Raw genomic sequence first — 23,587 nt, 5'->3', positions numbered from 1 at the left:
TCGATCAGGCGTCCAGCGGACGCAACCAGAAACGCAGGCGGTGGACGCTGGGCGCATCATCTCCCCGCTCCTTCCAATCCAGCGTGCAAAACATGTTGTCCTGGCGTTGATAGCCGCGCTTGCGCCAGAACGTGTCGTTGGAGCGGTAACCTTCAGGCTGCCGCGGATCATCCGGATTGCGCTCGACCGCGCAGAACGCTGTCCAGCGGAATCCGCCCAGGTGTCGCGCGTGCGCTTCGCGCTCATCGAAGAACCGATGTCCCAGCCCCTGGCCGCGATAAGCATCCAGCAGCACCGATTCGCCGAAATAGAAAACGTCACTCAGCAGCATGCCGTGTTCCAGGAATGGCTGGTGGAACGCATCGCCATCGTCGGCCAGTGGAATACCGGTGGAAGCCCCCACGACGGCATCCCCATCCAGCGCCAGCACAAACACGCTGCGCGGTGACCGCGCATAGGCCGTCAGGTAACGCTGCTCGTATGCCGCATCGCCCTCATATAAATAGGGGTAGTCGCGAAACACCTCGATGCGCAGCCGCGCCAGGTCGCCGAGATAAGGCGTCACCGCCTCGCCGCTACAGGTGATGACCCGGATCGCCACGCTCAACCGCCGACCTGGGCAATCCAGTCGTTGAGGTTGTAGTAGTTGCTGATGCGCGCAATACGGCCATCGCGGATATCGAAGAAGGCTCCGCCCGGCAGTACATAGCGCTGTCCCTGGGCCGGCGGCAGGCCTTCGTCATCCGCCAGATATTCGCCGTGCACGACGTATTCGGCCGCGGCATGCTGGCCATCGGTACTGGCCATCACCACGATATCGCGCAATTGCTCGCGGTAACTCCGTTCCATGCGGCCAAGGAACGCCTGGAAGGCATCACGACCGGTCTCGCGGCCACCTTGATTGATGTCGTGCGCCACGTCGTCGGTCAGGCAGGCCAGCATCGCGCCCCAGTCACCACGGTTGAACGCCTCGTAGTAACGCTCGATCAAGGCCACCGCATCTGACATCACAAGGCACCGAATAAAGACAGGGGCTGCGAAGCTTAATGTAGGAGCCCACCTTGTGGGCGAAAGCCACGCGCAGCGTGGCCGCGGGCCATCACAAGAGGCGGCCCTGATGGGCCGCTTTCGCCCACAGGGTGGGCTCCTACGCTTTAGGCGCGACGTGCCGCAGGGCGACTTGTACCAACCTCCGCTGCAAGCGCTCACTCAACGGCCCCTGCCCCACCAGCCCCATGCGCACCAGGGCCTCCGCTTCACCATCAACTGCGGAGCCACGCTGCAGCATGGCCCGTGCAAGAGTGAAACGCCCGCGCCAGGAAGCGCTGGCCAATTGCAGCCAGCTCAAGGCCGGCAGCAGCCGCTGCTCCACCTCGGTGAAGTCGCTGCCGAACGGGAAGCGCGGCAACAGGCCTTTACGCTCCAGCGGCGCCAGCGCTTCGCGCAGCGCGTCGGGGCGATTGCGGCGCCACTTCTCGGGGATCTGGAAATCCTCTGCCAATTTGCCGTTGGCCTTGGCTTCGGCACAGAGCGCATCCAGGAAACGCGCATCGCAGATCGCCAGCATGGCCTCGACACATTCGCTGTCGGTCTTGCCACGCAGATCCGCCACCCCGTATTCGGTGACGAACAGATCGCGCAGATGGCGCGGGATCGTGGTGTAGCCATAGTTGAAGCGGATATTGGTTTCCACCGTACCGCGCACCTTGCGCGTGGCGCGCAACAGCAGCGCGGAGCGGCCATCGGGCAACTCGTGAGCCATCGCTACAAAGTTGTACTGCCCGCCGACGCCGCTCACTACGGCGCCGTCCTCCAGGCCATCCGACACCGCAGCGCCGAACAGAGTCGCCATCATGCAGGTGTTGAAGAAACGCGCGCCACGCCGCTGCAGACTGGCCAGCGCTTGATGGTCGCCATAGAGCTGGTTGACGTTGGAGACGCGGCACATGTCGATCGCATCCGGATCGGCCGCCTCGGTGTCATGCAGCCACTGGTACAGCTCGCGCGTGCCGAGAAAAAACGCACCGCGCAGGTAGTGCCCGCCAGGCGCCTGGCCGGACAGCCTCCCGCTGGAGGCTGCGCGCTCGAGCGCCAGGTTGTCCCAGCTACGGCGCTTGAGAATGCCCTCGCGCTGCAGGTGCATGAAGCCATCCATCACCATCTCACTCGCGCCGTACAAACCCGCTTCGAGCGGCGCGAGGCCACCCATGCGGGTCGCCAGCGCATGCGTGGCGCCACGCGGATCGATGGCGACCAGACCGCGCCGCCAGTTCACGTTGTTGTGCTGACGTAGCAGCAGCGCGTACACCAGGGCATCGGACAGGGCACCGATACCGATCTGCAGGCAGCCGCCATCCCGCACCAGCGCGCTGGCATGCAAGCCCAGCGCGTACTCCGCCAGATCCACCGGCTGTCGCGGCAAGGCGAACAGCGGAGCTATCGCTTCGGGCTGCAGTTCAAGATCGAAGAAGTCCTGGGCTACCTCGGCGTGCCCGGTGAGATAAGGCAGGTCCGGATGCACTACCGCCACACACAACGGACGCGGCTTGCCGGCAGCTTGCGCCTTATCGAGAAAATCCAGGGTCAGATCCGGGTTGCACGACAGGCTGTAGCGCACGCCCTGCAGTGTCTCGCGCCGCGCCACCAGTTGCACCAGCAGGTTGATGTCCTGCACCACCAGGTCGCGTGCGACATGGGTGTAGTTCTGGCTGATGTAATTGCGCTGCGCACTGCCCGAATGCAGCAGCGCGCCGGACTGCATATAGAACTCGTGGACCGCTACGTTTGGCGGCAGTGCGTTACGGGCCTGGTCGACGGCGTACTGCGGGTCTTCCGCGTCCCGTCCGAAATGGCGGTCCAGAAAGGGTTGCAGAAAACGCGCCTCCAGACCCGACTTCGGCCGTGGCCGCGTCAGCGACAACGCGGTGTACAGCGTCATCGATCGCGAGGAGTCGGCCTTGGTCAACCGGTAAAGCGCGTTGAGCAGGCCATGGGGTTTGCCCAACCCGAGTGGCGCAGCTATGCGCAGGTCGGGACCCAGTCGTTCGGCGATGTGCTGGGCACAGGCCTCGGTGTCGGTGTGACATTGCTCTGGCGGCATGCGGGGGATCATGACAGAAGGGTGATCGGGGGTGCATGACTGGCGCTTCAGGGAGTTTTGTCTTCTGTAGTTCCCTCCCTACTTCGTCATTCCGGCGAAGGCCGGAATCCAGAGCGGTGCGCTCCGGTTGTCGCGTTGTCGCGACCGGGCTCGCCTGCCGCGGGCTTCCGAACCGCTGCCGCGGTCCGGGTTACTTTCTCTTTGCTGGCCCAAAGAGAAAGTAACCAAAGAGAAATGGCCTGAAGAGCAGGCGGTGTGCTCTGTAGCTGCGCCTTTTCCAGTGCCAGACATCGGGATGGTTTTCTTCGTTTGGCTATTCACTCCCTCCCCTGCTTGCAGGGGAGGGTTGGGGTGGGGTGTGGGTGCTCGGTTTACCGCTTCTAGTGAGAGACAAGCCTCGCAGCCACACCGACCAAAACAAACAATCCCCTACACTCTCCCCATGAACCGGACTGCATTTCCCTCTTCGCCCGGCCGTCTTTTCGCCGAGCAGGCACTGAGCCGCGCGGCTGGTGCGCCGTTGCTTACTGGCAATCGGATTGAGTTGTTGATTGATGGCGCTGCGCATTACGAGGCGTGGCTCGCGGCGATCCGTGGAGCGCGGCGAAGGGTGCTGCTGGAGAATTACATCATCCGGGACGATGAGGTCGGCCGGGCGTTCCGCGATGCGCTGGTGGAGCGGGCGAAGGAAGGTGTGTTCGTTGCGGTGATCTACGACTGGGTGGGTTGCCTGGGGCAGTCCCGCTCTAGTTTCTGGGCACCGCTGCGCGCTGCCGGCGGACAGGTGCGGGTGTTCAATCCGCCGCAATTGGGGCAGCCGTTCGGGTGGATCAGCCGCGATCACCGCAAGGTGTTGGTGGTGGATGGGCAGGTCGGGTTTCTTTCCGGGGTCTGCATCAGCCAGAAGTGGCTGGGCGATGCGAAGCGCGGCATTGCGCCGTGGCGCGATACCGGTGTGGCTTTGCATGGACCGGCAGTGGTCGAGATCGAGGCGGCGTTTGCGCAAAGCTGGTCGAGCATGGGCACGCCGCTGCCTCCGTTCGAACAAGAAGCGAGTGCGGAAGCCGGGACGGTGGCGCTGCGGGTGATCGCAACGCAGCCATCGACGGCGGGCATGTATCGGCTGGATCAGATGATCGCCGCGATGGCGCGCAAGACACTCTGGCTGACTGACGCTTATTTCGTCGGTGTCGCGCCTTACGTGCAGGCGCTGGCCTCGGCGTCGCGGGATGGTGTGGATGTGCGCCTGCTGGTGCCGGGCAGCAGCGATATCCCGATGGTTGCCGGCATGTCGCGCTCGGGTTATCGGCCGCTGCTCAAGGCCGGTATCCGCGTGTTCGAGTGGAACGGCTCGATGCTGCACGCCAAGACGGCGGTGGCGGATGGGCAATGGGCGCGGGTGGGTTCGTCCAACCTCAATATCGCGAGCTGGCTGAGCAATCGCGAGATCGACGTGGCGGTGGAGGATGTGGAGTTCGCGCGCTGCCTGGCCGCGCAGTACGAGATCGACCTGGGCAACGCCACGGAGATCGTGCTGGCACCGCGTCGCTATCGCCCGCATGCCGAACGCGTGAGTGCCAGCACACCGCCGCCGCGCGCGCGCCGCATGGGCGGCAGTTCGAGCCGCGCCGCCGCTGGCGCTTTGCGCATTGCGAATTCAGTGGGCGCGGCGATCACCGACCGGCGTGTGCTGGGCGATACCGAAACCGGCCCGCTGGTGATGGGCACCGTCCTGCTGCTGGCGCTCGCCGTGGTCGCGATTTTCTGGCCGGCCGTGGTGGGTTGGCCGCTGGCGGTACTGGCGCTGTGGTTTGCCTTGAATCTCGGCATCCGGGCCTGGCGTGCACGCCGGCGGCATTGGCGGCGGGTCAAGGCCGTCGACGAGACCGAATAACGCCTAATCAATGACTTGAACCGCTTGCCTCATAAACAAGCTACGCAGACACGGGCAAGCGGATGTAATCCAAATCATTCGTGCTAGTCTCGCGCCTCCATGCACGCGCACGACGACTCCACCACGCCCTCTCGCCACATCCTGACGCCCAGCACGCTCAACCGGCTGGTGCGGGACCTGCTGGAAGACGCGCTGCCTATGGTGTGGATCGAAGGCGAGCTGTCCAACGTGGCGCGCCCGGCATCGGGGCATCTCTATTTCACCTTGAAGGACAGCGGCGCCCAGGTGCGCTGCGCCATGTTCCGCCCCAAAAGCGGCTGGCTGAAGTTCCGTCCGGTCGACGGCATGCAGGTACTGGTGCGCGCCAAGGTCGGCCTGTACGAACCGCGCGGCGAATTTCAGTTGGTGGCCGAGCATATGGAACCGGCCGGCGAAGGCGCGCTGCAACGCGAGTTCGAACAGCTCAAGGCCCGGCTCGACGCCGAAGGCCTGTTTGATCCCGCCCACAAGCGCGCCCTGCCCGCCTTCGCGCGCCGCATCGGCGTGATCACCTCCGCGACCGGTGCCGCTGTGCGCGATGTGCTCAGCGTGATGTCGCGGCGCTGGCCGCTGGCCGACGTAGAAGTATTGCCGGTACCCGTGCAGGGCCGCGAAGCACCGCCCGCCATCGTCGCCATGTTGCGCAAGGCATCCGCCAGCGGACGTTACGACGTGCTGCTGCTGACCCGCGGCGGCGGCTCGCTGGAAGATTTGTGGGCCTTCAACAACGAACAAGTCGCGCGCGCCATCCATGCCAGCGCGGTGCCGGTGGTCTCGGCCGTCGGACATGAAGTGGATTTCAGCATCGCCGACTTCGTGGCCGATCTGCGCGCACCGACACCGTCGGCCGCCGCTGAATTGCTGGTACCCGATGCCGCGGCCCTATCACGGCACCTGCGCCAGCTGCAGCAACGGCTCGGCACGCTGCAGCAGCGACGCATGCAGGCGCTGATCCAGCGCACCGATCACCTGCTGGCACGGTTGCAGGCACAGCGCCCGCAAAACCGATTGGCGCGCGACCGCGAACGGCTGGCGCATCTGCGACATCGGCTGGCCGCGGTCGTACGCGAACGGGAGCGCGATCGCAGCCGCCGGCTGGAACGCGCCCATGCCCGTCTGCTGGCGCGCCATCCGCGCCAACAACTTTCCTTGCTCAGCCATCGGCTCGCCCAACAGGATCAGCGGCTGCGCCATGCCATCGCGCAGATCCTCGAACGCCGCCGCGCCACCTTGCAGCAGACAGCGCGCACGCTGCACGCGGTCAGCCCGCTGGCCACACTGGAACGCGGCTACGCCATCCTGTTCGACGCCGAAGGCCGCGTACTGCGCTCCGCCTTGAACGTGACACCCGGCACCTCATTGCGCGCACGCCTCGCCGACGGCGAGCTGTCGCTGCGCACCAGCAAAGACTGACTACCTTCATGTAGGAGCGCACCCTGTGCGCGACAAACCGGTGGAACTGCCTACATGGGCCCTGCTTTGCAGGGCTTTCGCGCACAGGGTGCGCTCCTACGAATCGAGACCGATGGCCAGCGAGGTCATCGACAACGCACTGATGACCTCGTCGTTGAATGTTTCCACCGGCTCCCCCTCCCGCTGCAATGCCAGCGCATACAGCAGCGGCAGGTAATGCTCTGGCGTGGGGATCGCCAGTGCCGCATCCGGACCCAGGTTTTCGTAGTGGCATAGCGCCGCATGATCGCGCTGTTCGATCAGGGCATTCACCTCGGTGCGAAAGCGCCATGCCCACGCGAGCTGCTCATGACTATGGAAGCGGAACAACGCCAGGTTGTGGACGATATTGCCGCTGGCCAGGATCAGCACACCTTCCTCACGCAACGGCGCCAATACCGCCGCCAGCCGATAGTGTTCGGGGCCGCTGAGCCGCACATCCAGGCTCAATTGCAGCACCGGCACATCCGCCTCGGGATACATCGCGCGCAATACGCTCCACGCCCCATGATCCAGCCCGCGACCGGGATCGACGTGGAGATGGAACTCCTGCGACAAACCGACCATTCGCCGCGCCAGGGCCGGATCGCCAGGCGCCGGGTAGCGCACCTGAAACAGGGCCGCCGGAAACCCATAGAAGTCATGGATGGTCTCCGGCGCATCGGCACCGGTCACATAGACACCGCGTGTTTCCCAATGCGCGGAAACGCATAGCACCGCGCGCGGCCGCGGCAAGCGCTGCCCCAGCGCCCGCCAGCTGCGATGGTAGGCGTTGTCCTCGATCGCATTCATCGGCGAACCGTGGCCGATGAAAAGCACAGGCATGACCGTCGCGGTACGCATGCGGACTCACCTTGATAACGCGGTTATGGTCACCATCGTGGCACAACGCAGGACACGATCTCACGTGCTATGAACGGAACATGCCGCATCCTGCGCGGCCATGCGTTTCCATCTCTGGAGAATGAGTGCATGAAGGCAGCGGCATTGTTCGTGAAAGCCCTGGAAGCCGAAGGCGTACGCAGCATCTTCGGTGTACCCGGCGAAGAAAACCTGGATATGGTCGAAGCCCTGCGCGAGTCCTCCATCCGCCTCATCGTCACCCGCCACGAACAAGCCGCCGGCTTCATGGCCGCCACCTGGGGACGGCTCACCGGCAAGGCCGGCGTGGCTTTGTCGACGCTGGGTCCAGGTGCCACCAACCTCGTCACGGCCGCCGCCTATGCACAGCTCGGCGCCATGCCGATGCTGATGATCACCGGCCAGAAACCCATCCGCACGCACAAGCAGGGCATGTTCCAGCTGGTCGATGTGGTGGACATGATGCAGCCGCTGACCAAGTACACCCGTCAGATCGTATCGGCGCCGACCATCCCTGCCCGCGTGCGCGAGGCTTTCCGCCGTGCGGAAGAGGAACGCCCTGGCGCTGTGCATCTGGAACTGCCGGAGGACATCGCGCGCGACGAAGTGGATGAAGTGATCCTGCTGCCCACCGAATATGCGCGCCGCCCCGCACCGGATGACGCCGCACTGGTGCAGGCCGGCGAGGCGATCACCGCCGCGCGCCACCCCATCCTGATGATCGGCGCCGCCGCCAATCGCCAGCGCACGGCCGTAGCGCTGCGCAACTTCATCGACAAGCTGGGCATGCCGTTCTTCACCACCCAGATGGGCAAAGGCGTGGTGGACGAGGATCACCCACTCTGGCTGGGCAACGCCGCGCTGTCCGATGGCGATTTCGTGCACCGCGCGATCGACGCGGCCGACGTCATCATCAATGTCGGTCACGACGTGGTGGAGAAGCCGCCGTTCTTCATGCACAAAGGACGGCGCACGGTCATCCACATCAACTTCTCGTCGGCGGAAGTGGACACGGTGTACTTCCCGCAGATCGAAGTGGTGGGCGATATCGCGCATACCGTCGAACGCCTTACCGATGCGTTGAAGCCGCAGGCGCACTGGAACTTCAAGTTCTTCGATCAGGTGCGCCTGGCGTTCGAGCGTCAGCTGGCCGAGCATGCTGACGATCCGCGCTTCCCGATCCACCCGGTGCGGCTCGTGGCGGACACGCGACGCTACATGCCCGACGACGGCGTGCTGTGCCTGGACAACGGCATGTACAAGATCTGGTACGCGCGCTACTACCGCGCACGCCAGCCCAACACGGTCTTGCTCGACAACGCGCTTGCCACCATGGGCGCCGGCCTGCCTTCGGCGATGGCGGCAAAGATGGTGTATCCGGACCGCAAGGTGCTCGCGATCTGCGGCGACGGCGGCTTCATGATGAATGCGCAGGAGTTGGAAACCGCGGTGCGGCTCAAGATGGATCTGGTCATCCTGCTGCTGCGCGACGATGCCTACGGCATGATCCGCTGGAAACAGGCCGAGATGGGCTACCCCGACTACGGCATGGAATTCGGCAATCCGGATTTCGTCGCCTTCGCCGAAGCGCACGGCGCGCACGGCCACCGGCCTGCCAGCGCCGACGAATTCCTGCCCACCTTGCAACGCGCCTTCGAGCAAGGCGGCGTGCATCTGATCGATCTGGTCATCGACTACAGCGACAACCACCGCATACTCAACGAAGAGATTCGCCAGCTCAGCGCCGCGATCCAACCGGAGCGTCACCATGCTTGAGAAGAAATACCCCTACTACCTCGCCAACAAAGCGCAGACATCCAAGGAGTGGATGGATGTGGTCGACAAATACAGCGGCAAGGTGGCGACCAAAGTCGCCGTGCCCGACGCCAAGGCGGTAGAACAAGCCATCGCCGCGGCAGTGAAAGCCACCGAACCCATGCGCGAGTTCAAGCCATGGGCGCGCCAGGCGGTGCTGCAACACTGCGTCAAGCGTTTCATCGAGCGCCGCGATGAACTGGCCTATGCGCTATGCGTGGAAGCCGGCAAGCCGATCAAGGATTCGGACGGCGAAGTCACCCGCCTGATCGAGACCTTCACCATCGCCGCCGAGGAATCGGTACGTACCAACGGCGAAACCATCAACCTGGAAATCGCCAAGCGCCTCGACGGCTACCACGGCTATACCAAGCGCGTGCCGCTGGGGCCGGTCTCGTTCATCACCCCGTTCAACTTTCCGCTCAACCTCGTGGCACACAAAGTGGCGCCGGCGATTGCCGCGGGTTGCCCGTTCGTACTGAAGCCGGCGGAACGCACGCCCATCGGCGCGCTGATCATCGGCGAAGTGCTGGCGGAAACCGATCTGCCGAAAGGTGCCTTCTCCATCCTCAACCTCGACGGCAAGCACGCCGGCCCGCTGGTGGAAGATCCGCGCTTCAAGCTGCTCTCCTTCACCGGCAGCCAGATCGGCTGGGACCTGAAGGCGCGCGCAGGCCACAAGAAGGTGACGCTGGAGCTGGGCGGCAACGCGGCGTGCATCGTCGACGCCGACCAGGGTCCGCATCTGGATCGCGTCATCGACCGTCTGATCTTCGGCGCGTTCTATCAATCAGGCCAGAGCTGCATCAGTGTGCAGCGCATCTACGTGCACGATTCGATCTACGACGAACTGAAGAAGCGCCTCGTAGCCGCCGTGAAGAAGCTCAAGGCCGGCGACCCGAAAAAGAAGGACACCTTCCTCGGACCAATGATCGACGAGGCGGCCGCGGAGCGCTTGTACAGCTGGATCGAAGAAGCCCGCAAGGCGGGCGGCAAAGTGCTGTGTGGCGGCAAGCGCAAAGGCCCGATGCTGGAAGCCACGCTGATGGAAGACGTGCCGCGCGACACCAAGGTCAACCGGCAGGAAGTGTTCGGCCCCTTCGCCCTGCTCGCCCGCTACAAGGATTTCGACGACGCCGTGGCGATGGTCAACGACTCCGACTACGGCCTGCAGGCTGGCATCTTCACCGACAGCCTTGCGCACGCCATGCGTGCGTGGAACGAGCTGGACCAGGGCGGTGTGATCGTCAACGACATCCCCAGCTTCCGCGTGGACAACATGCCGTATGGCGGCGTGAAGCTGTCCGGCATCGGCCGCGAAGGTGTGCGCTATGCGATCGAGGATATGACGGAGCTGCGCTTGATGGTGATGCGCGAGGTTTGAGGAATAGCTTTCCTCTCCTTACTGCACAAGAACCCAAAGCTTGCACCTACCTACCCCCTCCCCTGCGTGTCCCACAGGGACTACTTCGGTCGCAGCAGGGGAGGGTTGGGGTGGGGTCAAGCCCTTCAAGCCATAAGGCGTTATCGCAAGGGCTTACCCCCTCCCAACCTCCCCCTGCTCGCAGGGGGAGGAGTGGATACCGTCACGCCACCGATTCCACTCCCTCCATCCGCAACCGATTCACATCCCGCAACGGCGGTGCACCGAACTGACGGCTGTATTCGCGACTGAATTGCGAAGGGCTTTCGTAGCCCACCCGGTGCGCGGCGGTGGCCACGTCGCAACATTCCGACAGCAGCAGCTTGCGCGCTTCCTGCAAGCGCAATTGCTTCTGATACTGCAGCGGGCTCATCGCCGTCATCGCGCGAAAGTGGTGGTGCAGCGAGGAGGTACTCATATTCACCTGCGCCGCGAGATCCTCGATGCGCAACGGCTGGTCGAAGTATTCGCGCAGCCAGCGGATCGCGCGCGACACCTGATGCCCCTGACTGCCGGCGATAGCGATCTGCGCCAGTCGCGCGCCCTGCTCGCCGGTCAACAGGCGATAGATCAGTTCGCGCTCGAGCAGCGGACCGAGCATCCGCAGATCCTGCGGCTTGTCGAGCAAGCGCGCGAGGCGCAGCAGCGGGTCCAGCAAATCACCGTCAAGCGGGCTGAGAGCGATGCCGCGCGAAGGCGTCGCCGCCGCGCGGACTGGCCGGATCTCCGGCAGGAATTCGCGGATGCGTTGCAGATCGAAGCGGAAGGTCAGGCACAAGCAGGGCTCTTCCGGCGTGGCGCGCAAGACCTGCGCGGATACCGGCACATCCACGGAAGTCACCAGATACCTGGCGGGTTCGTGCACAAAGGTTTCCTGCCCCAGCAGGATCTGCTTGGCCCCCTGCAAGGCCAGGCCAAGGCCCGGCTCGTACAGCGCGCAGACGGGCGCGCTGGTGGAGTCCGCGCGGAAGAAGCTGAGCGGCCCCCAGGCGGTGGGGTGCACGCCTTCGGTCAGCGCGAATCGTTCAACGATGGCTGTCAATTCCTCGCAGTCCCGCTCGATGCGCGAGCTGGCATGGGCGGACGAAAGCTTGCTGTTCATGCATTTGACTCAAAAAGCGATGCCACAGAGATTGCCTGTTCCTCCGGGCCAAGGCGAGTGCCCCCTCGCAGCTTTGCAGAATCGGGCAACGATCTCGCAGGATCCGGCTACCCGCCTTCCGTGCCCGCCACCCATACTCCTCCCGTTCGCCGTTCCCTATTTCCACCCAGGAGAAACGCATGGCCCTGTCCATCCTCGGCTACGCCGCCCAAGCCGCCACCACCCCGCTGGCGGCCCACCGTTTCGAGCGCCGCGATCCGCGCCCAGACGACGTAGTCATCGACATTCTTTATTGCGGTGTCTGTCATTCCGACCTGCACCAGGCCCGCAACGAGTGGCACAACAGCACCTATCCGATGGTGCCGGGCCACGAGATCATCGGCAAAATCAGCGCCGTCGGCGCCAAGGTCAGCAAGTTCAAGGTCGGCGACATGGTCGGCGTTGGCTGCATGGTCGACTCCTGCCAGCACTGCGCCTCCTGCAACGCGGGTCTGGAGCAGTACTGCGTCGAGGGTGCCACCTGGACCTATAACGACACCGACCGCCACGACCGCCTGCCGACCTTCGGCGGCTACTCCGAGCGCATCGTGGTCAACGACAAGTTCGTGGTGAGCATTTCCGACAAGCTCGATCCGAAGTCCGCCGCGCCGCTGCTGTGCGCCGGCATCACCACGTGGTCGCCGCTGCGCCACTGGAAGATCGGCAAGGGCAGCAAGGTCGCCGTGATCGGCCTCGGCGGCCTCGGCCATATGGGCCTGAAGTTCGCCAAGGCGATGGGCGCCGACGTCACCCTGTTCACCCGCTCGGCGGGCAAGGAAGAAGAAGCCCGTCGCCTGGGTGCGGATCATGTCGTGCTCTCCACCGATCCCAAGCAGATGGCAGCACTGGCTGGCCACTTCGACTTTATCCTGGACACCGTGCCGAACCAGCATGACCTCAACCCGTACCTGCTTACGCTCAAGCTCGACGGCGTGCATTGCCTGGTCGGCCAGCTCCAGCCGATCGATCCGCCAGTGCAGGCCGGTGTGGTGATCCTCGGCCGCCGCTCCGTCACCGGCTCGGCCATCGGCGGCATTGCCGAAACGCAGGAGATGCTGGATTTCTGCGCCGAACACGGCATCAGCTGCGACATCGAGATGATCGACATCCAGCAGATCGACCAGGCTTACGAGCGCATGCTCAAGAGCGACGTGCGCTATCGCTTCGTGATCGACATTGCTTCGTTGAAGAAGGCGGCGTAATCGCCATCGGGCCATCCCGCAACGGGATGGCCCGATTTATCAAGGCTGCCCCGAAGCCACACCCGCCTTCGCGGCATTCAAGCCCAGCGCGTTGTACACGTGATAGCGCGCAATGCCGACGTATTCATGCAGCGCGGCGTCGGCCAGGGTGAAGTTCCAGGCCAGCGGATACCACGACCACATCGCCTTGACGAAATCGCCGCGTACCGGCTGCGGATGCAGGCCGAAGTGCGCGAAGTACAGCAGGCTGCGGCGCAGGTGCGTGCCCGACGTCACCAACAGCACGCGTTCCGCACCGTCCGCCTCCAGCATCGGCTTGCTGAATTCCGCGTTCTGCCAGGTGCTGCGGCTGCGCGTTTCGATCAGCAGATCGCCTTCGGGAATCCCCGCGCGCAACAGCGCTCGGCGATAGATCGCGGCCTCCGCTTCGCCATGCCCCTGTGGATCGCCGCCACTCACCAATACCTTGCAGTCGCCACCTGCTTCGTGGCATTCGTGATACAGCGTGACCGCGGTGAGCAGACGCCCATTGGCGAAATAACTCGGCTCCAGATCGTGGACCTGCTCGTCCCGGAACGTGCCTGCCCCCAGCAGCACGATCGCGCTGCGCGCCGTCCAACCGCCGGACACGGTGCTCGCATAGTCGCCTTGCAGGTCACTCAGCATCCAGGCTGGTGCTGCACCGCAACCGATGCCGAAGAACCACAGCAAGGCCAGCACCACGACAGCGCGGCTGCTCCTGCGCCACTTCCAATAACCCAACACCAGCGCCAGCAGACACAGCAGCGCTAAGACAGACAAAGTCATGACAGCCCCGTTCCGAGAATGGATGCGCCAGAGTAAACCGAGTCGCGCACCACCACGAGTCAGGCGTTCGCTCTAGACACTGCCGCCATTGTGTTGCGTAGCACCAACCCGTGCATACGTATTCATCCACTATGCGCAAGGCTGCGGGGCAGAATCGCCGCACTTTTCATACGCGATCGACGGGGGAGAACACCATGGGGAGAGCACGATGAGCGTAGTGGACGTCAGCAATGGGCTGGAGCAACGCGCCACCGCGCGCGTGGTACTGATCGCCGCCGCCGCGGCCCTGGGTGGATTTCTGTTCGGCTTCGACACCGCAGTGATCAACGGCGCGGTGGATGCGATCCGCGGCAGCTTCGGACTCGGCGCGGGGCGCATCGGTTTCGCCGTGTCCTGCGCCCTGCTCGGCTCCGCGATCGGCGCCTGGTATGCCGGCCCCCTGGCCGACCGCTTCGGCCGCGTGCGCACCATGCAGGTGGCCGCCGTGCTGCTCGCCCTGAGCGCGCTGGGTTCCGGACTGGTGTCGGGTATGTGGGATCTGATTCTGTGGCGCGTCGTCGGCGGTATCGGCGTAGGCGTGGCCTCGGTGATCGCACCAACCTATATCGCCGAAGTGTCGCCGGCGCAGGTGCGCGGCCGTCTCGGCTCACTGCAGCAGCTGGCCATCGTGCTTGGCATCTTCACCGCGCTGCTCAGCGATGCGTGGCTGGCAAGCAGCGCCGGGGGCGCCTCGCAGCCGCTGTGGTTCGGCCTGTCCGCCTGGCGCTGGATGTTCCTGATCGCCGTGATCCCCGCCCTGATCTATGGCTCGCTGGTGCTGGGCGTGCCCGAGTCACCGCGCCACCTGGTCGCGAAGGGACGTTTGAGCGAAGCCAAGGACGTGCTGCGCCAGGTGCTCGATCTGCGCGACGAAGGCGCACTCGATCACAAGCTGGCCGATATCGAACAAAGCCTGCGCTCCGAATACCGCCCCACCCTGCGCGATCTGCGCGGCCCGCGCGCCGGCCTGCTGCCGGTGGTGTGGATCGGCATCCTGCTATCGGTGTTCCAGCAGTTTGTCGGCATCAACGTGATCTTCTATTACTCCTCGACGCTGTGGCACTCCGTGGGCTTCAGCGAAGCGGACTCCTTCACCATCACTGTCGCCACCTCGGTAGTGAATGTGCTGGTGACCCTGGTCGCGATCGCGCTGGTGGATCGCATCGGCCGCAAGCCGCTGCTGACCATTGGCTCCGCCGGCATGGCGGTCACACTCGGTTTGATGGCGTGGTGTTTTTCGCAGGCCTCCGGCACCGGCGCGGCGCTCAGTCTGCCGGCGCCATGGGGCATGGTGGCGTTGATCGCGGCGAATGCTTATGTGGTGTTTTTTGGGTTGAGCTGGGGACCGATGGTGTGGGTGTTGTTGGGAGAGATGTTCCCTAATCGCATTCGGGCGATTGCGTTGGCGGTAGCGGCTTCTGCGCAGTGGCTGGCCAACTTCGCCATTACCAGCAGTTTTCCTTCGCTGGCGGAGATCGGGCTTAGTTTTGCCTATGGGCTGTATGCGTTGTTTGCGCTGATTTCTCTTGTGTTTGTGATTGTGGCTGTGCGTGAGACCAAGGGGATGGAGCTGGAGGATATGAAGGAGTGATGCCAACTTAGAGTTGGCAATCTCCTTCCTACTCGTCATTCCGGCGTAGGCAGGAGGCGCTTCACAACAGCGAAGCTGGTCATCCAGTGGTGTTGTCGCTGGGTTTTAGCGTCTGAATGTTTTGGTCCGCCTGCGGCGGGGTTTCGAACCGCTGCCGCGGTCCGAGTTACTTTTCTTTGCTTGCCCAAAGAAAAGTAACCAAAAGAAAAGGCACCCCTCTTGCGCGCCCTCCGGCTTCGCCTACGGGTCCGTGAGGGTTGGCCGGGCTTTTCGACACGACATCCCTGTCGTGTCGAAAAGGCGCAGGCGTCCTGCCTGCGCCCCCTTCGGGGCCTGATCGTCCAACCCTCACCGCTCCACAGGGGACCCGGTGACGGGCTCGCTTACGCATCGCCTTTTAAAGAAGAAGAGCAGCTCCCTCTCCCCTCAGGGGAGACGGTTGGGGTGAGGGGTGGGTGCTCGGGATAGTGCTGCTACGTAGCGGTTCTCGCTGTGAAGTGTCACACCTGTTACGCCAATCGGAGATACTCCGGCCACCCACGGAGCCCAAACCATGACCACATTGGTTTTCGTCCACGGCTGGAGCGTCACCAACACCTCGACTTACGGCGCCCTGCCCCAGCGTCTGCAGCAGCAAGCCGCCGCCAGCGGTATGGCATTGAACGTCGCCGATCTATGGCTCTCGGAGTACGTGAGTTTCGATGACGCGGTGACGATGGCCGATCTTGTCCGCGGGTTCGACCATGCGTTGCGTGACTTGCATCTGATCGGTGCCAGCTTCGCCTGTATCACCCACTCCACCGGCGGGCCGGTGGTGCGCGAGTGGCTGCGTGCGCAGCGTGAGAAGCCCGGCGTGTACAGCACCATCCGCCTCAGTCATCTGATCATGTTGGCGCCGGCCAATTTCGGCTCGGCGCTGGCGCAGCTTGGCAAGGGAGTGTTGGGGCGGTTGCGTTCGTGGTGGAACGGGGTGGAGCCGGGGCAGCGGATTCTGGACTGGCTGGAGTTGGGAAGCGCCGCGTCGCTGTCGTTGAATATCGACCATATCCATGGCGCCGATCCGACGGACAAGGGACAGTTTCTGTTTGTGCTTACCGGTGACCGGCCGGACCGTTCGCTCTACGACCACCTCAACAGCTACACCGGCGAAGACGGTTCGGATGGCGTGGTGCGTATCGCCGCCGCGAACCTCAATGCCTGTCACGCCGTGCTGACGCGCAAGACCAGCACTGACAGCGGCGACACGCTCGCGCTCAATCTCACGCGCGCACCACGCACGGCGTTCAAGCTGATTCCCGGCGCGTCGCACTCGGGAGATGCGCAAGGCATCATGGCCGCCGCGCCGGCCACCACGATCGATGCCGTGCTGCGCTGTCTGCGCGTCACCGACGGCAGCAGCTATGCGCAGCTTTGCAACAGCTTCGATGCGGAGAATGCGCAGCGCGATGCGGACAAGGTGGAGCTGGAACCGGTCGGGCCGTTCTCGCCGCGCGTGCATATCCACGACCCGCGCAGCCTGTTGATCGTGCGCCTCGCCGACGAAGCCGGCGAGGCGCTGCTGGACAGCCGCTTTCTGCTATCCGCCGGCACACCGCCGAACCCGGACTGGATGCCGCAAGGCTTCATGCTCGACCGCCAGGCGAACAGCCACACCCCCAACGTGATCTCGTTCTTTCTCAATCACGCCCTGCTGGCCGGCGACGATCGCGTGGCCGATCCCACCAACAGCCGCAAGACGCTGCGTGCGGCCGTCAACGGGCATTGCCCCTACACCGCCAGCGTGCAACCGGACGATCTCGACGGACTGGTTCATCACGCCCTGGCGACGATGGATGCCAGCGACGACCTGCACATTGCCTGGGGGCCGCACCAGACCACCGTGCTCGATGTGGTGCTGCCGCGCAAAGTGCATGAAGGTGTGTTCCGCCTGACGCAGAAGCTGGCACCGGAGGATTTCAGCAACCCGGTGCCAGGGGCGGTCATCGGCTAACGCCTCCGCAAACCGCCGGATTCACTGGCTCGGAAACTGGATCACCACGTCGTTCAACGGCAGCTGCGCGCGGCGGCGTTCGATGGGGGCGGCCTTCCACGGCTCGCCCTGCCCGAACAGCTGCGCCTCGGTCTCCGGCCCGAAGAAATCGAAGCGGTCGAAAACGTACGGGACGCCCTCTGCCCCTTCAAACGTCGCCGCGTTGGATAGCTGGAAATGCAGATGCGGCGCCGCCGAATTGCCTGACTGCCCGAGGCGCGCCAACGGCTGTCCGCGACGCACTTTGTCGCCGGGCTTCACCTTGAGACTTCCGCGCTGCAGATGCGCATAGCTGGCGAATACGCCGGGGGCGATTTCCAGCACGACGTAGTTGCCGAACAGAACGTTGGTGGTGAGCGAAGCCGGCTCGGGTTGCGGACTGAGTGGCCGGTGTTCTTCCGCGTCGCCACGCGTACTGCGCACCACGCCGTCGGCGACGGCGAGCACGTCCGCGCCATAGCCAACCCAGTCAGCGTAGGTCGACTTCTGGATGTCCTTCACGCCGGACCGCATCGCGTGCCCCTGCGGATCGAGCCCCACCAGATCCAGCGCGTAACGCTGCGGAATGGTGAGCTGCCCATTCACCGCCACCAGGCTGCCCCAATGGTGCGACTGCGCCGCGCCGGGTCCCTCGTGCGCGATCCAGCGGCCACCGCGCAACGGCGGGCCGATCACCATGGGTCTTGCTTCATCGACCCGAACGGTCGCGCCATCGAGCAAGGCAACGCCCTGCTTATCCGTAGCGAATGTCATGCGGTGGCGCAGTACATGTGGCACCGCCGTGCCCGGCGGCAACGTGATCCATACAAAGATCACGGCACGTTTCCCGGGGAGGATCGATGGGGTTTCATGCTCCGCCGGTGCCGGACGGATCATCCCCGACAGCGCTTCCGCGTCCAGCGTCAGCAGCGGCGTCTTCGCCTCATCTCCGAAGATGTTCAGCTGCGCCGGCTTCAACGGCCCGGTGTCGCCGTAGAAATTGGTGACATGCAGCTCGTAAGCCATATGCGTCAGACCATCGCTGCCGGCAAACGCGCCAGGCGCAAACGGCACGCGGGCCTCGACCGGAGCCAGGGCGTCCTGGGCGTGGCTGGATGGCAAACAGCAGAACAAGACAACCCAAAGTGCCGCAACGACGCTACGAATCATTCGACGTGTATCCCCTGAAGGCACTTCGATAGGGACGGACGCCAGCTTTTGCCAGCAAATGCCCCCGGTTTGCGCGGCGTAGCCGCCGTCGCCTTCCGCAGTATGGAGTATTCGTTTTGGGCCGGAAACGGGCGGCCCAAGCGCGTAGGCCAGCCATTTCCCCCTCGCTTCCCCTTACCGCATTCAGCAGCCTCCAGCCCTCAGCGTGTAAACTGGTCGTTTTGACGCCAGCAGTTATGGTGCAAGCTCCCCTACGCACAACGGTCCGCGGCCCTACGTTCATTCGCTTATTGGCTCGCCTGACGGACGTTGACGTTTCCCCTTCCAGGCAAGCGCTGTCGGACCGTCTGAGCCAGTGGCTCGAATGGACCCATGCCATTGCGCTATCCACGGCGCTGGACGGCAGGCCGGCCGCGGCGACTCCCGGCGTGCAGACCTTTGGCCGTGCTGAAGAGGATGAGTGCGCCCGTGTGCGCAGCTTGCTGGCAGCGGCCATTGCCGACGACCGCGATCGGAGCACCTCAAGGCAGCGCGGGGCCGAACCTGTACCTGCCGAAGAGGGGAACGCGGAGGCGGTGGTCGATTACGAGGCGTTTCGCAAGCACTATCTCGCCGTGCAGCGGCGGATGCAGACGGCCACGGGCCATCTGCGCGGACGTCTGCGCGACATACTCGCCCAGCAATCGGCCGACATGGCCCGGCTTGCGGAGGTGGATGCCGCCCTGGAGCTCGCACTGAGCCCCCGCGAACACACTCTGCTCGGCACCGTGCCCGCTTTACTCGGGAAACACTTCGAACGCCTGCGCCAGACCGAGGAAAAAACACTCGCCGATGCGCAGGTAGCGGAGGACACCCCGACAGCCACGCCCGGCGCCTGGCTGGATGTGTTTCGCAAAGACATGCAGAGCGTATTGCTCGCCGAACTGGATGTTCGTTTTCAACCGGTCGAAGGCCTGCTCGCAGCGCTTCGCACCTGCTAACTGGGACGTCATGTACAGAAATCTTCTTAATCTCGCTGTGTTTTCCGTAGGTCTGGCCGCCGTGTGCTGGATCGGCGCCGGCTACGTGGGCTCGAACCCACTGGGACTGGCCGTCGCGATGGTGATCAGCGCCTGCTACGTCGCGGGCGGACTTGAGCTGCACCGCTACCGGCAAGCCACCACCACGCTGACCCACGCCGTGACGGACCTGTCCGCCACACCGACCAGCCTGAGTAGCTGGCTCGAACGTCTGCACCCCAGCCTGCGCAACGCGACGCGCCTGCGCGTCGAGGGTGAGCGCGTGGCCTTGCCGGTGCCGGCGCTGACGCCGTATCTGGTTGGCCTGCTGGTGTTGCTGGGCATGCTGGGCACGCTGCTCGGCATGATGGCGACCCTCAGAGGCACTGGCCTGGCGCTGGAAAGCGCAACCGATCTGCAGGCCATGCGCGGCTCGCTCGCCGCGCCAGTCAAGGGGTTGGGATTTGCGTTCGGCACCTCGATCGCGGGCGTGGCCAGTTCGGCGATGCTCGGGCTGCTTTCCGCGCTGTGCCGGCGCGAACGGCTTCAGGCGGTGCAGCTGCTGGACGCGAAAATCGCGACCACGCTGCGCATCTACTCGCAGAGCCATCAGCGCGAGGAAACCTTCAAGCTTCTGCAACAGCAGACCGCGCTAATGCCGACCCTGGTCGATCGTCTGCAGACGATGATGGCGACTATCGAACAACAAAGCGTGGCCGCGAACGAGCGGCAGATCGCCAGCCAGGAAGCGTTCCACGGCAAGACCGAAGCTGCCTATACGCGCCTCGCCTCTTCCATGGAGCAGTCGCTGAAGGAGAGCGTTGCCGAGAGCGCGCGTGCCGCCGGCGCGGCGCTGCAACCGGTGATGGAGGCCACGATGGCGGGTCTCGCACGCGAGACGGCCTCGCTGCATGGCACCGTTACGCAGGCGGTGCAACGACAGCTGGATGGACTGTCGAGCGGTTTTGAAACGACCACCACCACCGTGGCGGATATCTGGAACCAGGCACTGGCCGCGCACCGGCAATCGAACGAGACGCTGGTTCACGACCTGCGCAGCGCGCTGGACCAATTCACCGCGACCTTCGAGCAGCGCTCGACCGGTCTGCTGGAAGGCGTCTTCACGCGCCTCGACACCACGGCGGGCAGCGTGGCGGATGCGTGGAATCATGCACTGTCGCAACAAGACGGCGTCAACGAAAAACTGGCGGCTCACCACCAGCAAGCGTTGACGACAGCAGCGGCGAGCTTCGAGCAGCACTCGGCGTCGCTGATCCGCACCGTCGACCAATCGCATGCTGACTTGCAGACGGCGCTGGCCGCGCAGGACCAGCAACGACTGGCGGCGTGGACAGAGACGCTCGACTCGATGACGGCTGCGTTGAACACCCATTGGGAACAAGCGGGCGTGCACGCCGCAAGCCGTCAGCAGGAAATCTGCGACACGCTGGCGCGAACCGCGAGCGACATCTCGGCCCAGACCCAAGCGCACGCCAGCAACACCATCGCCGAGATTTCCCGGCTCGTGCAGGCAGCGTCGGAAGCGCCCAAGGCAGCCGCCGAAGTCGCCGCCGAGCTGCGCCAGAAACTCTCCGACAGCATGGTGCGCGATACCGCCATGCTGGAAGAGCGCAGCCGTCTGCTGGCCACGGTGGAAACGCTGCTTGATGCCGTGAACCACGCATCCACCGAGCAACGCGTTGCGGTCGACGCGCTGGTCACCACCTCGGCGGATCTGCTCGATCGCGTCAGCACTCGCTTCACCGACCATATCGAAGCCGAAACCGGCAAGCTCGGCGCCGTGGCCGCCCAGGTCACCAGCGGAGCCGTCGAGGTGGCGAGCCTGAGCGAAGCCTTCGGCGCGGCCGTGCAGATGTACGGCAACTCGAATGAGGCGCTGATGGACCGCTTGCAGCACATCGCCACCGCGCTGGATAAATCCCTCGCGCGCAGTGACGAACAGCTTGCGTATTACGTGGCGCAGGCCCGTGAAGTGATCGACCTGAGCATGCTGTCGCAGAAGCAGATCGTCGAAGACCTGCAACAGCTCAGCCATCAGCGCGCATCCGCCGGAGCCGAAGTGGCATGAGCGAAGAGATGGATGGCGTCGAGGAGTCGTCGGCGCCGATCTGGGCCGCCTTCGGCGACCTGATGTCGGTGCTGCTGGGTGCGTTCGTGCTGATCCTGGTGGGCGTGATCGGCGTGCAACTGCAGCTCTCGAGCAGACTGGACGAGGAAGTCCGGCAGCGACAGATCGAGGCGCAACGCCGCCAGACTCTGGAGCAGGCACTGGCCGGGCCACTGGCCGCTGGCCGGGTCACGCTCGTCAACGGGCGCATCGGTATTCGCGGCAGCGTGCTGTTCGCACTGAACTCCGATCAGCTACAGCCCGAAGGACGGGAAATCCTGAAGAGCCTGGCGGGTCCGCTCGCCGGCTATCTCAAGACGCGCGACGAAATCCTGATGGTGAGCGGCTTCACCGACGACCGCCAGGTGCGCGATGGCAACCGCCAGTTCGCCGACAACTGGGAGCTCTCGGCCGAACGCGCATTGACCGTAACCCGTGCATTGATCGCCGAAGGCGTGCCCGCCTCCCTGGTCTTCGCAGCCGCGTTCGGTTCCGAACAGCCGGTGAGTTCGAATGCCGACGACGAGGGACGCGCCAGGAACCGGCGCGTGGAAATCGCCCCCATTCCGAAACCGCAGACGGCAACCGTGACGCCGCATGGGTCATAACAAGAAAAACGCCCGGGCGTTACTCGACGCGTGGCGCGAACAGAACGCCCATCGCCTGAATCCCATCCGCTTTCATTTCATCGATGCGATGGAACGACGCGCGGCGGGCCACAGCGGCGAGGCAAGACGCCTTCTGGATGACAGGCTGGCGCAACTGATCAAGGCTTATGCCAACGATCTCAAGAAGGCGCCATCCAACGTCGACGCCGTTGACAGCACGGTGACACCGGGCGCACCCGCTCGCGGAGCGCTAGGCGAACTGATCGATGGCATCGCCAGCCGGGCAACCACCCGCAACGGCAATCCCGCAGCGAGTGACGCGGTTTCCCAACCCGCACTCTTTCCGGAATTGCATGTGCTCGACGATTTCAAAAGGATCTGGTCCAAGGTCCGCACCGAAAGCCAGTTGCGGGAGTCGTTGGAGCAAGTCCCCACGAACGCCGGTCCGCTCAACTCCGGCAACCTGGTGCATCGATCGCTCACGCTCATGCGTGAACTGTCGCCGGGCTATCTGCAACATTTCTTGCTGTACGTCGATGCTTTGTCGGGGATGGAGCAGATGAGTGGTGGCGGCAGCATGGTGATCAGCGATGCGCCTCGAGCAGTGAGTGCTCCCAAGAAGCGCACTCGGGCTAAGCGGCAGCAGTAACGCACTGCCGCGTAGTCATGCAAAACGGCGCTTTCGCCTATAGCGCGTAATCCAATCACCTTCGCGACAATCGTTGAGTTATTGCGACCTGGCCGCTTACGCAGCGGGCGTTTCGGACGCCTGCCGGCGCCCGAGTCACTTTCTCTTTGCTGACCCAAAGAGAAAGTAACCAAAGAGAAATGGTCTAAAAGAGCGCTGCGTGCTTCGTAGCAACACTTATCCCAGTGTCAGACGTCGGTTTTGCTCCTGCCCCCTCCCCTGCTCGCGACGCGAAGCTAGTCCCGTGGGACAGGGGAGGGTTGGGGTGGGGTGAGTACTTGAGAAAGCGTCTCGGGAGAGGTTGTCGCAAGGGGTTACCCCCTCCCGGCCTCCCCCTGCGAGCAGGGGGAGGAGAAAAGTGCGCGCGACTCTGATGACGCCAGTCAGTTCCAGAAGAGAGAGCAAGAAGCGAAGCACTCCAGATGTCTGCCACTGGAAAAGGCGCGGCTACAGAGCACGCCCTCTGCTCTCAGGCCATTTCTCTTTAGTTACTTTCTCTTTGGGCAAGTGTATGGACCGGAGACATAGGTAACAGATGTGCCAGGACATGGGTTACACCCGCCCGATCCCCATCGATCTGGCGAGGTGTCGTCATTCATGCCCTGGAAGGAAGTCACCGTGAT

The 23,587-nt window shown here is 64.2% G+C and carries 18 protein-coding genes; 11 read left to right on the top strand and 7 right to left on the bottom strand.

The genetic code is table 11. The annotated features are described in order from the left end of the window. Positions 1–4: 4 nt before the first annotated feature. The 3 genes from ISS97_RS15485 to ISS97_RS15475 all read right to left on the bottom strand — a co-directional run bounded on the left by ISS97_RS15485 (position 5) and on the right by ISS97_RS15475 (position 3,100). Positions 5–601, bottom strand: coding sequence for a GNAT family N-acetyltransferase (locus ISS97_RS15485; protein WP_379983714.1), 597 nt, complete (start codon positions 599–601; stop codon positions 5–7). Between the two features lie 2 nt (positions 602–603). After that, a complete protein-coding gene (locus ISS97_RS15480) occupies positions 604–1,008 on the bottom strand; it encodes a ketosteroid isomerase-related protein (protein WP_379983715.1) in 405 nt (134 codons plus the stop codon). A 139-nt stretch (positions 1,009–1,147) separates the two neighbouring features. Next, positions 1,148–3,100, bottom strand: a complete 1,953-nt coding sequence (locus ISS97_RS15475) for an acetyl-CoA hydrolase/transferase C-terminal domain-containing protein (protein WP_379983716.1) — start codon at positions 3,098–3,100, stop codon at positions 1,148–1,150. Between the two features lie 442 nt (positions 3,101–3,542). Here ISS97_RS15475 and ISS97_RS15470 point away from each other — a divergent pair, with 442 nt between their 5' ends. Together ISS97_RS15470 and xseA are read left to right on the top strand one after the other, a co-directional pair. Then, positions 3,543–4,994: a phospholipase D-like domain-containing protein gene (locus ISS97_RS15470; protein ID WP_379983717.1), complete on the top strand. Its 1,452-nt coding sequence runs from the start codon at positions 3,543–3,545 to the stop codon at positions 4,992–4,994. 99 nt (positions 4,995–5,093) lie between these two features. After that, positions 5,094–6,446: an exodeoxyribonuclease VII large subunit gene (gene xseA, locus ISS97_RS15465; protein WP_379983718.1), complete on the top strand. Its 1,353-nt coding sequence runs from the start codon at positions 5,094–5,096 to the stop codon at positions 6,444–6,446. Between the two features lie 96 nt (positions 6,447–6,542). Here the strand turns inward: xseA and ygiD are convergent, their stop codons facing one another. Continuing rightward, entirely contained in the window at positions 6,543–7,328 is a 786-nt protein-coding gene (gene ygiD / locus ISS97_RS15460; RefSeq protein WP_379983719.1) for a 4,5-DOPA-extradiol-dioxygenase, read from the bottom strand. A 129-nt stretch (positions 7,329–7,457) separates the two neighbouring features. On the opposite strand from ygiD, the gene ISS97_RS15455 reads away from it, so the two are divergent. Both ISS97_RS15455 and ISS97_RS15450 read left to right on the top strand, forming a co-directional pair. Next, positions 7,458–9,122: an acetolactate synthase large subunit gene (locus ISS97_RS15455; RefSeq protein ID WP_379983720.1), complete on the top strand. Its 1,665-nt coding sequence runs from the start codon at positions 7,458–7,460 to the stop codon at positions 9,120–9,122. Beyond that, a complete protein-coding gene (locus ISS97_RS15450) occupies positions 9,115–10,545 on the top strand; it encodes an aldehyde dehydrogenase family protein (protein WP_379983721.1) in 1,431 nt (476 codons plus the stop codon). Before ISS97_RS15455 ends, ISS97_RS15450 begins: the two co-directional genes overlap by 8 nt. Before the next feature lie 202 nt (positions 10,546–10,747). Here the strand turns inward: ISS97_RS15450 and ISS97_RS15445 are convergent, their stop codons facing one another. Further along, complete coding sequence (locus ISS97_RS15445; protein ID WP_379983722.1) at positions 10,748–11,686, bottom strand: AraC family transcriptional regulator; 939 nt, start codon at positions 11,684–11,686, stop codon at positions 10,748–10,750. Positions 11,687–11,865: 179 nt separating this feature from the next. Here ISS97_RS15445 and ISS97_RS15440 point away from each other — a divergent pair, with 179 nt between their 5' ends. After that, positions 11,866–12,927 (top strand): NAD(P)-dependent alcohol dehydrogenase, encoded by a 1,062-nt coding sequence (locus ISS97_RS15440; protein ID WP_379983723.1) that lies wholly within the window; start codon positions 11,866–11,868, stop codon positions 12,925–12,927. A 39-nt stretch (positions 12,928–12,966) separates the two neighbouring features. Here the strand turns inward: ISS97_RS15440 and ISS97_RS15435 are convergent, their stop codons facing one another. Further along, positions 12,967–13,734 carry a YdcF family protein gene (locus ISS97_RS15435; protein ID WP_379983724.1) on the bottom strand — a complete coding sequence of 256 codons (768 nt, stop codon included), beginning with the start codon at positions 13,732–13,734 and terminating at the stop codon, positions 12,967–12,969. 208 nt (positions 13,735–13,942) lie between these two features. On the opposite strand from ISS97_RS15435, the gene ISS97_RS15430 reads away from it, so the two are divergent. Together ISS97_RS15430 and ISS97_RS15425 are read left to right on the top strand one after the other, a co-directional pair. Continuing rightward, the gene (locus tag ISS97_RS15430; protein WP_379983725.1) at positions 13,943–15,364 is read left to right on the top strand and encodes a sugar porter family MFS transporter; all 1,422 of its coding nucleotides are present in this window, start codon (positions 13,943–13,945) and stop codon (positions 15,362–15,364) included. 553 nt (positions 15,365–15,917) lie between these two features. Beyond that, positions 15,918–17,354 (top strand): lipase family protein, encoded by a 1,437-nt coding sequence (locus ISS97_RS15425; RefSeq protein ID WP_379983726.1) that lies wholly within the window; start codon positions 15,918–15,920, stop codon positions 17,352–17,354. A 21-nt stretch (positions 17,355–17,375) separates the two neighbouring features. Here ISS97_RS15425 and ISS97_RS15420 read toward each other — a convergent pair whose 3' ends face one another. Then, positions 17,376–18,542 (bottom strand): M23 family metallopeptidase, encoded by a 1,167-nt coding sequence (locus tag ISS97_RS15420; RefSeq protein WP_379983728.1) that lies wholly within the window; start codon positions 18,540–18,542, stop codon positions 17,376–17,378. Between the two features lie 236 nt (positions 18,543–18,778). Between ISS97_RS15420 and ISS97_RS15415 the strand changes: the two genes are divergently transcribed. The 4 genes from ISS97_RS15415 to ISS97_RS15400 are packed head-to-tail and all read left to right on the top strand — an operon-like array spanning position 18,779 to position 22,925. After that, the gene (locus ISS97_RS15415; RefSeq protein ID WP_379983729.1) at positions 18,779–19,522 is read left to right on the top strand and encodes a DUF3348 domain-containing protein; all 744 of its coding nucleotides are present in this window, start codon (positions 18,779–18,781) and stop codon (positions 19,520–19,522) included. Positions 19,523–19,532: 10 nt separating this feature from the next. Then, positions 19,533–21,629 (top strand): DUF802 domain-containing protein, encoded by a 2,097-nt coding sequence (locus tag ISS97_RS15410; RefSeq protein WP_379983730.1) that lies wholly within the window; start codon positions 19,533–19,535, stop codon positions 21,627–21,629. Continuing rightward, a complete protein-coding gene (locus tag ISS97_RS15405) occupies positions 21,626–22,276 on the top strand; it encodes an OmpA family protein (RefSeq protein WP_379983732.1) in 651 nt (216 codons plus the stop codon). Before ISS97_RS15410 ends, ISS97_RS15405 begins: the two co-directional genes overlap by 4 nt. Beyond that, positions 22,266–22,925 (top strand): DUF2894 domain-containing protein, encoded by a 660-nt coding sequence (locus ISS97_RS15400; protein WP_379983733.1) that lies wholly within the window; start codon positions 22,266–22,268, stop codon positions 22,923–22,925. The genes ISS97_RS15405 and ISS97_RS15400 overlap by 11 nt, the downstream gene beginning before the upstream one ends. Positions 22,926–23,587: the final 662 nt, after the last annotated feature.

Origin of the sequence: Dyella koreensis (genome assembly GCF_044904565.1) — a bacterium.
Classification (GTDB): domain Bacteria; phylum Pseudomonadota; class Gammaproteobacteria; order Xanthomonadales; family Rhodanobacteraceae; genus Dyella_D; species Dyella_D koreensis.
This window is presented reverse-complemented; position numbering and strand designations above follow the sequence as displayed.

What these genes read in the sequence shown, in the direction of transcription:
- ISS97_RS15400 (WP_379983733.1), top strand. Translation starts at nt 22,266, where the DNA reads ATGGGTCATAACAAGAAAAACGCCCGGGCGTTACTCGACGCGTGGCGC.
- ISS97_RS15450 (WP_379983721.1), top strand. Translation starts at nt 9,115, where the DNA reads ATGCTTGAGAAGAAATACCCCTACTACCTCGCCAACAAAGCGCAGACA.
- ISS97_RS15435 (WP_379983724.1), bottom strand. Translation starts at nt 13,734, where the DNA reads ATGACTTTGTCTGTCTTAGCGCTGCTGTGTCTGCTGGCGCTGGTGTTG.
- xseA (WP_379983718.1), top strand. Translation starts at nt 5,094, where the DNA reads ATGCACGCGCACGACGACTCCACCACGCCCTCTCGCCACATCCTGACG.
- ISS97_RS15445 (WP_379983722.1), bottom strand. Translation starts at nt 11,686, where the DNA reads ATGAACAGCAAGCTTTCGTCCGCCCATGCCAGCTCGCGCATCGAGCGG.
- ygiD (WP_379983719.1), bottom strand. Translation starts at nt 7,328, where the DNA reads ATGCGTACCGCGACGGTCATGCCTGTGCTTTTCATCGGCCACGGTTCG.
- ISS97_RS15425 (WP_379983726.1), top strand. Translation starts at nt 15,918, where the DNA reads ATGACCACATTGGTTTTCGTCCACGGCTGGAGCGTCACCAACACCTCG.
- ISS97_RS15430 (WP_379983725.1), top strand. Translation starts at nt 13,943, where the DNA reads ATGAGCGTAGTGGACGTCAGCAATGGGCTGGAGCAACGCGCCACCGCG.
- ISS97_RS15410 (WP_379983730.1), top strand. Translation starts at nt 19,533, where the DNA reads ATGTACAGAAATCTTCTTAATCTCGCTGTGTTTTCCGTAGGTCTGGCC.
- ISS97_RS15475 (WP_379983716.1), bottom strand. Translation starts at nt 3,100, where the DNA reads ATGCCGCCAGAGCAATGTCACACCGACACCGAGGCCTGTGCCCAGCAC.
- ISS97_RS15405 (WP_379983732.1), top strand. Translation starts at nt 21,626, where the DNA reads ATGAGCGAAGAGATGGATGGCGTCGAGGAGTCGTCGGCGCCGATCTGG.
- ISS97_RS15480 (WP_379983715.1), bottom strand. Translation starts at nt 1,008, where the DNA reads ATGTCAGATGCGGTGGCCTTGATCGAGCGTTACTACGAGGCGTTCAAC.
- ISS97_RS15415 (WP_379983729.1), top strand. Translation starts at nt 18,779, where the DNA reads ATGGTGCAAGCTCCCCTACGCACAACGGTCCGCGGCCCTACGTTCATT.
- ISS97_RS15420 (WP_379983728.1), bottom strand. Translation starts at nt 18,542, where the DNA reads ATGATTCGTAGCGTCGTTGCGGCACTTTGGGTTGTCTTGTTCTGCTGT.
- ISS97_RS15470 (WP_379983717.1), top strand. Translation starts at nt 3,543, where the DNA reads ATGAACCGGACTGCATTTCCCTCTTCGCCCGGCCGTCTTTTCGCCGAG.
- ISS97_RS15455 (WP_379983720.1), top strand. Translation starts at nt 7,458, where the DNA reads ATGAAGGCAGCGGCATTGTTCGTGAAAGCCCTGGAAGCCGAAGGCGTA.
- ISS97_RS15440 (WP_379983723.1), top strand. Translation starts at nt 11,866, where the DNA reads ATGGCCCTGTCCATCCTCGGCTACGCCGCCCAAGCCGCCACCACCCCG.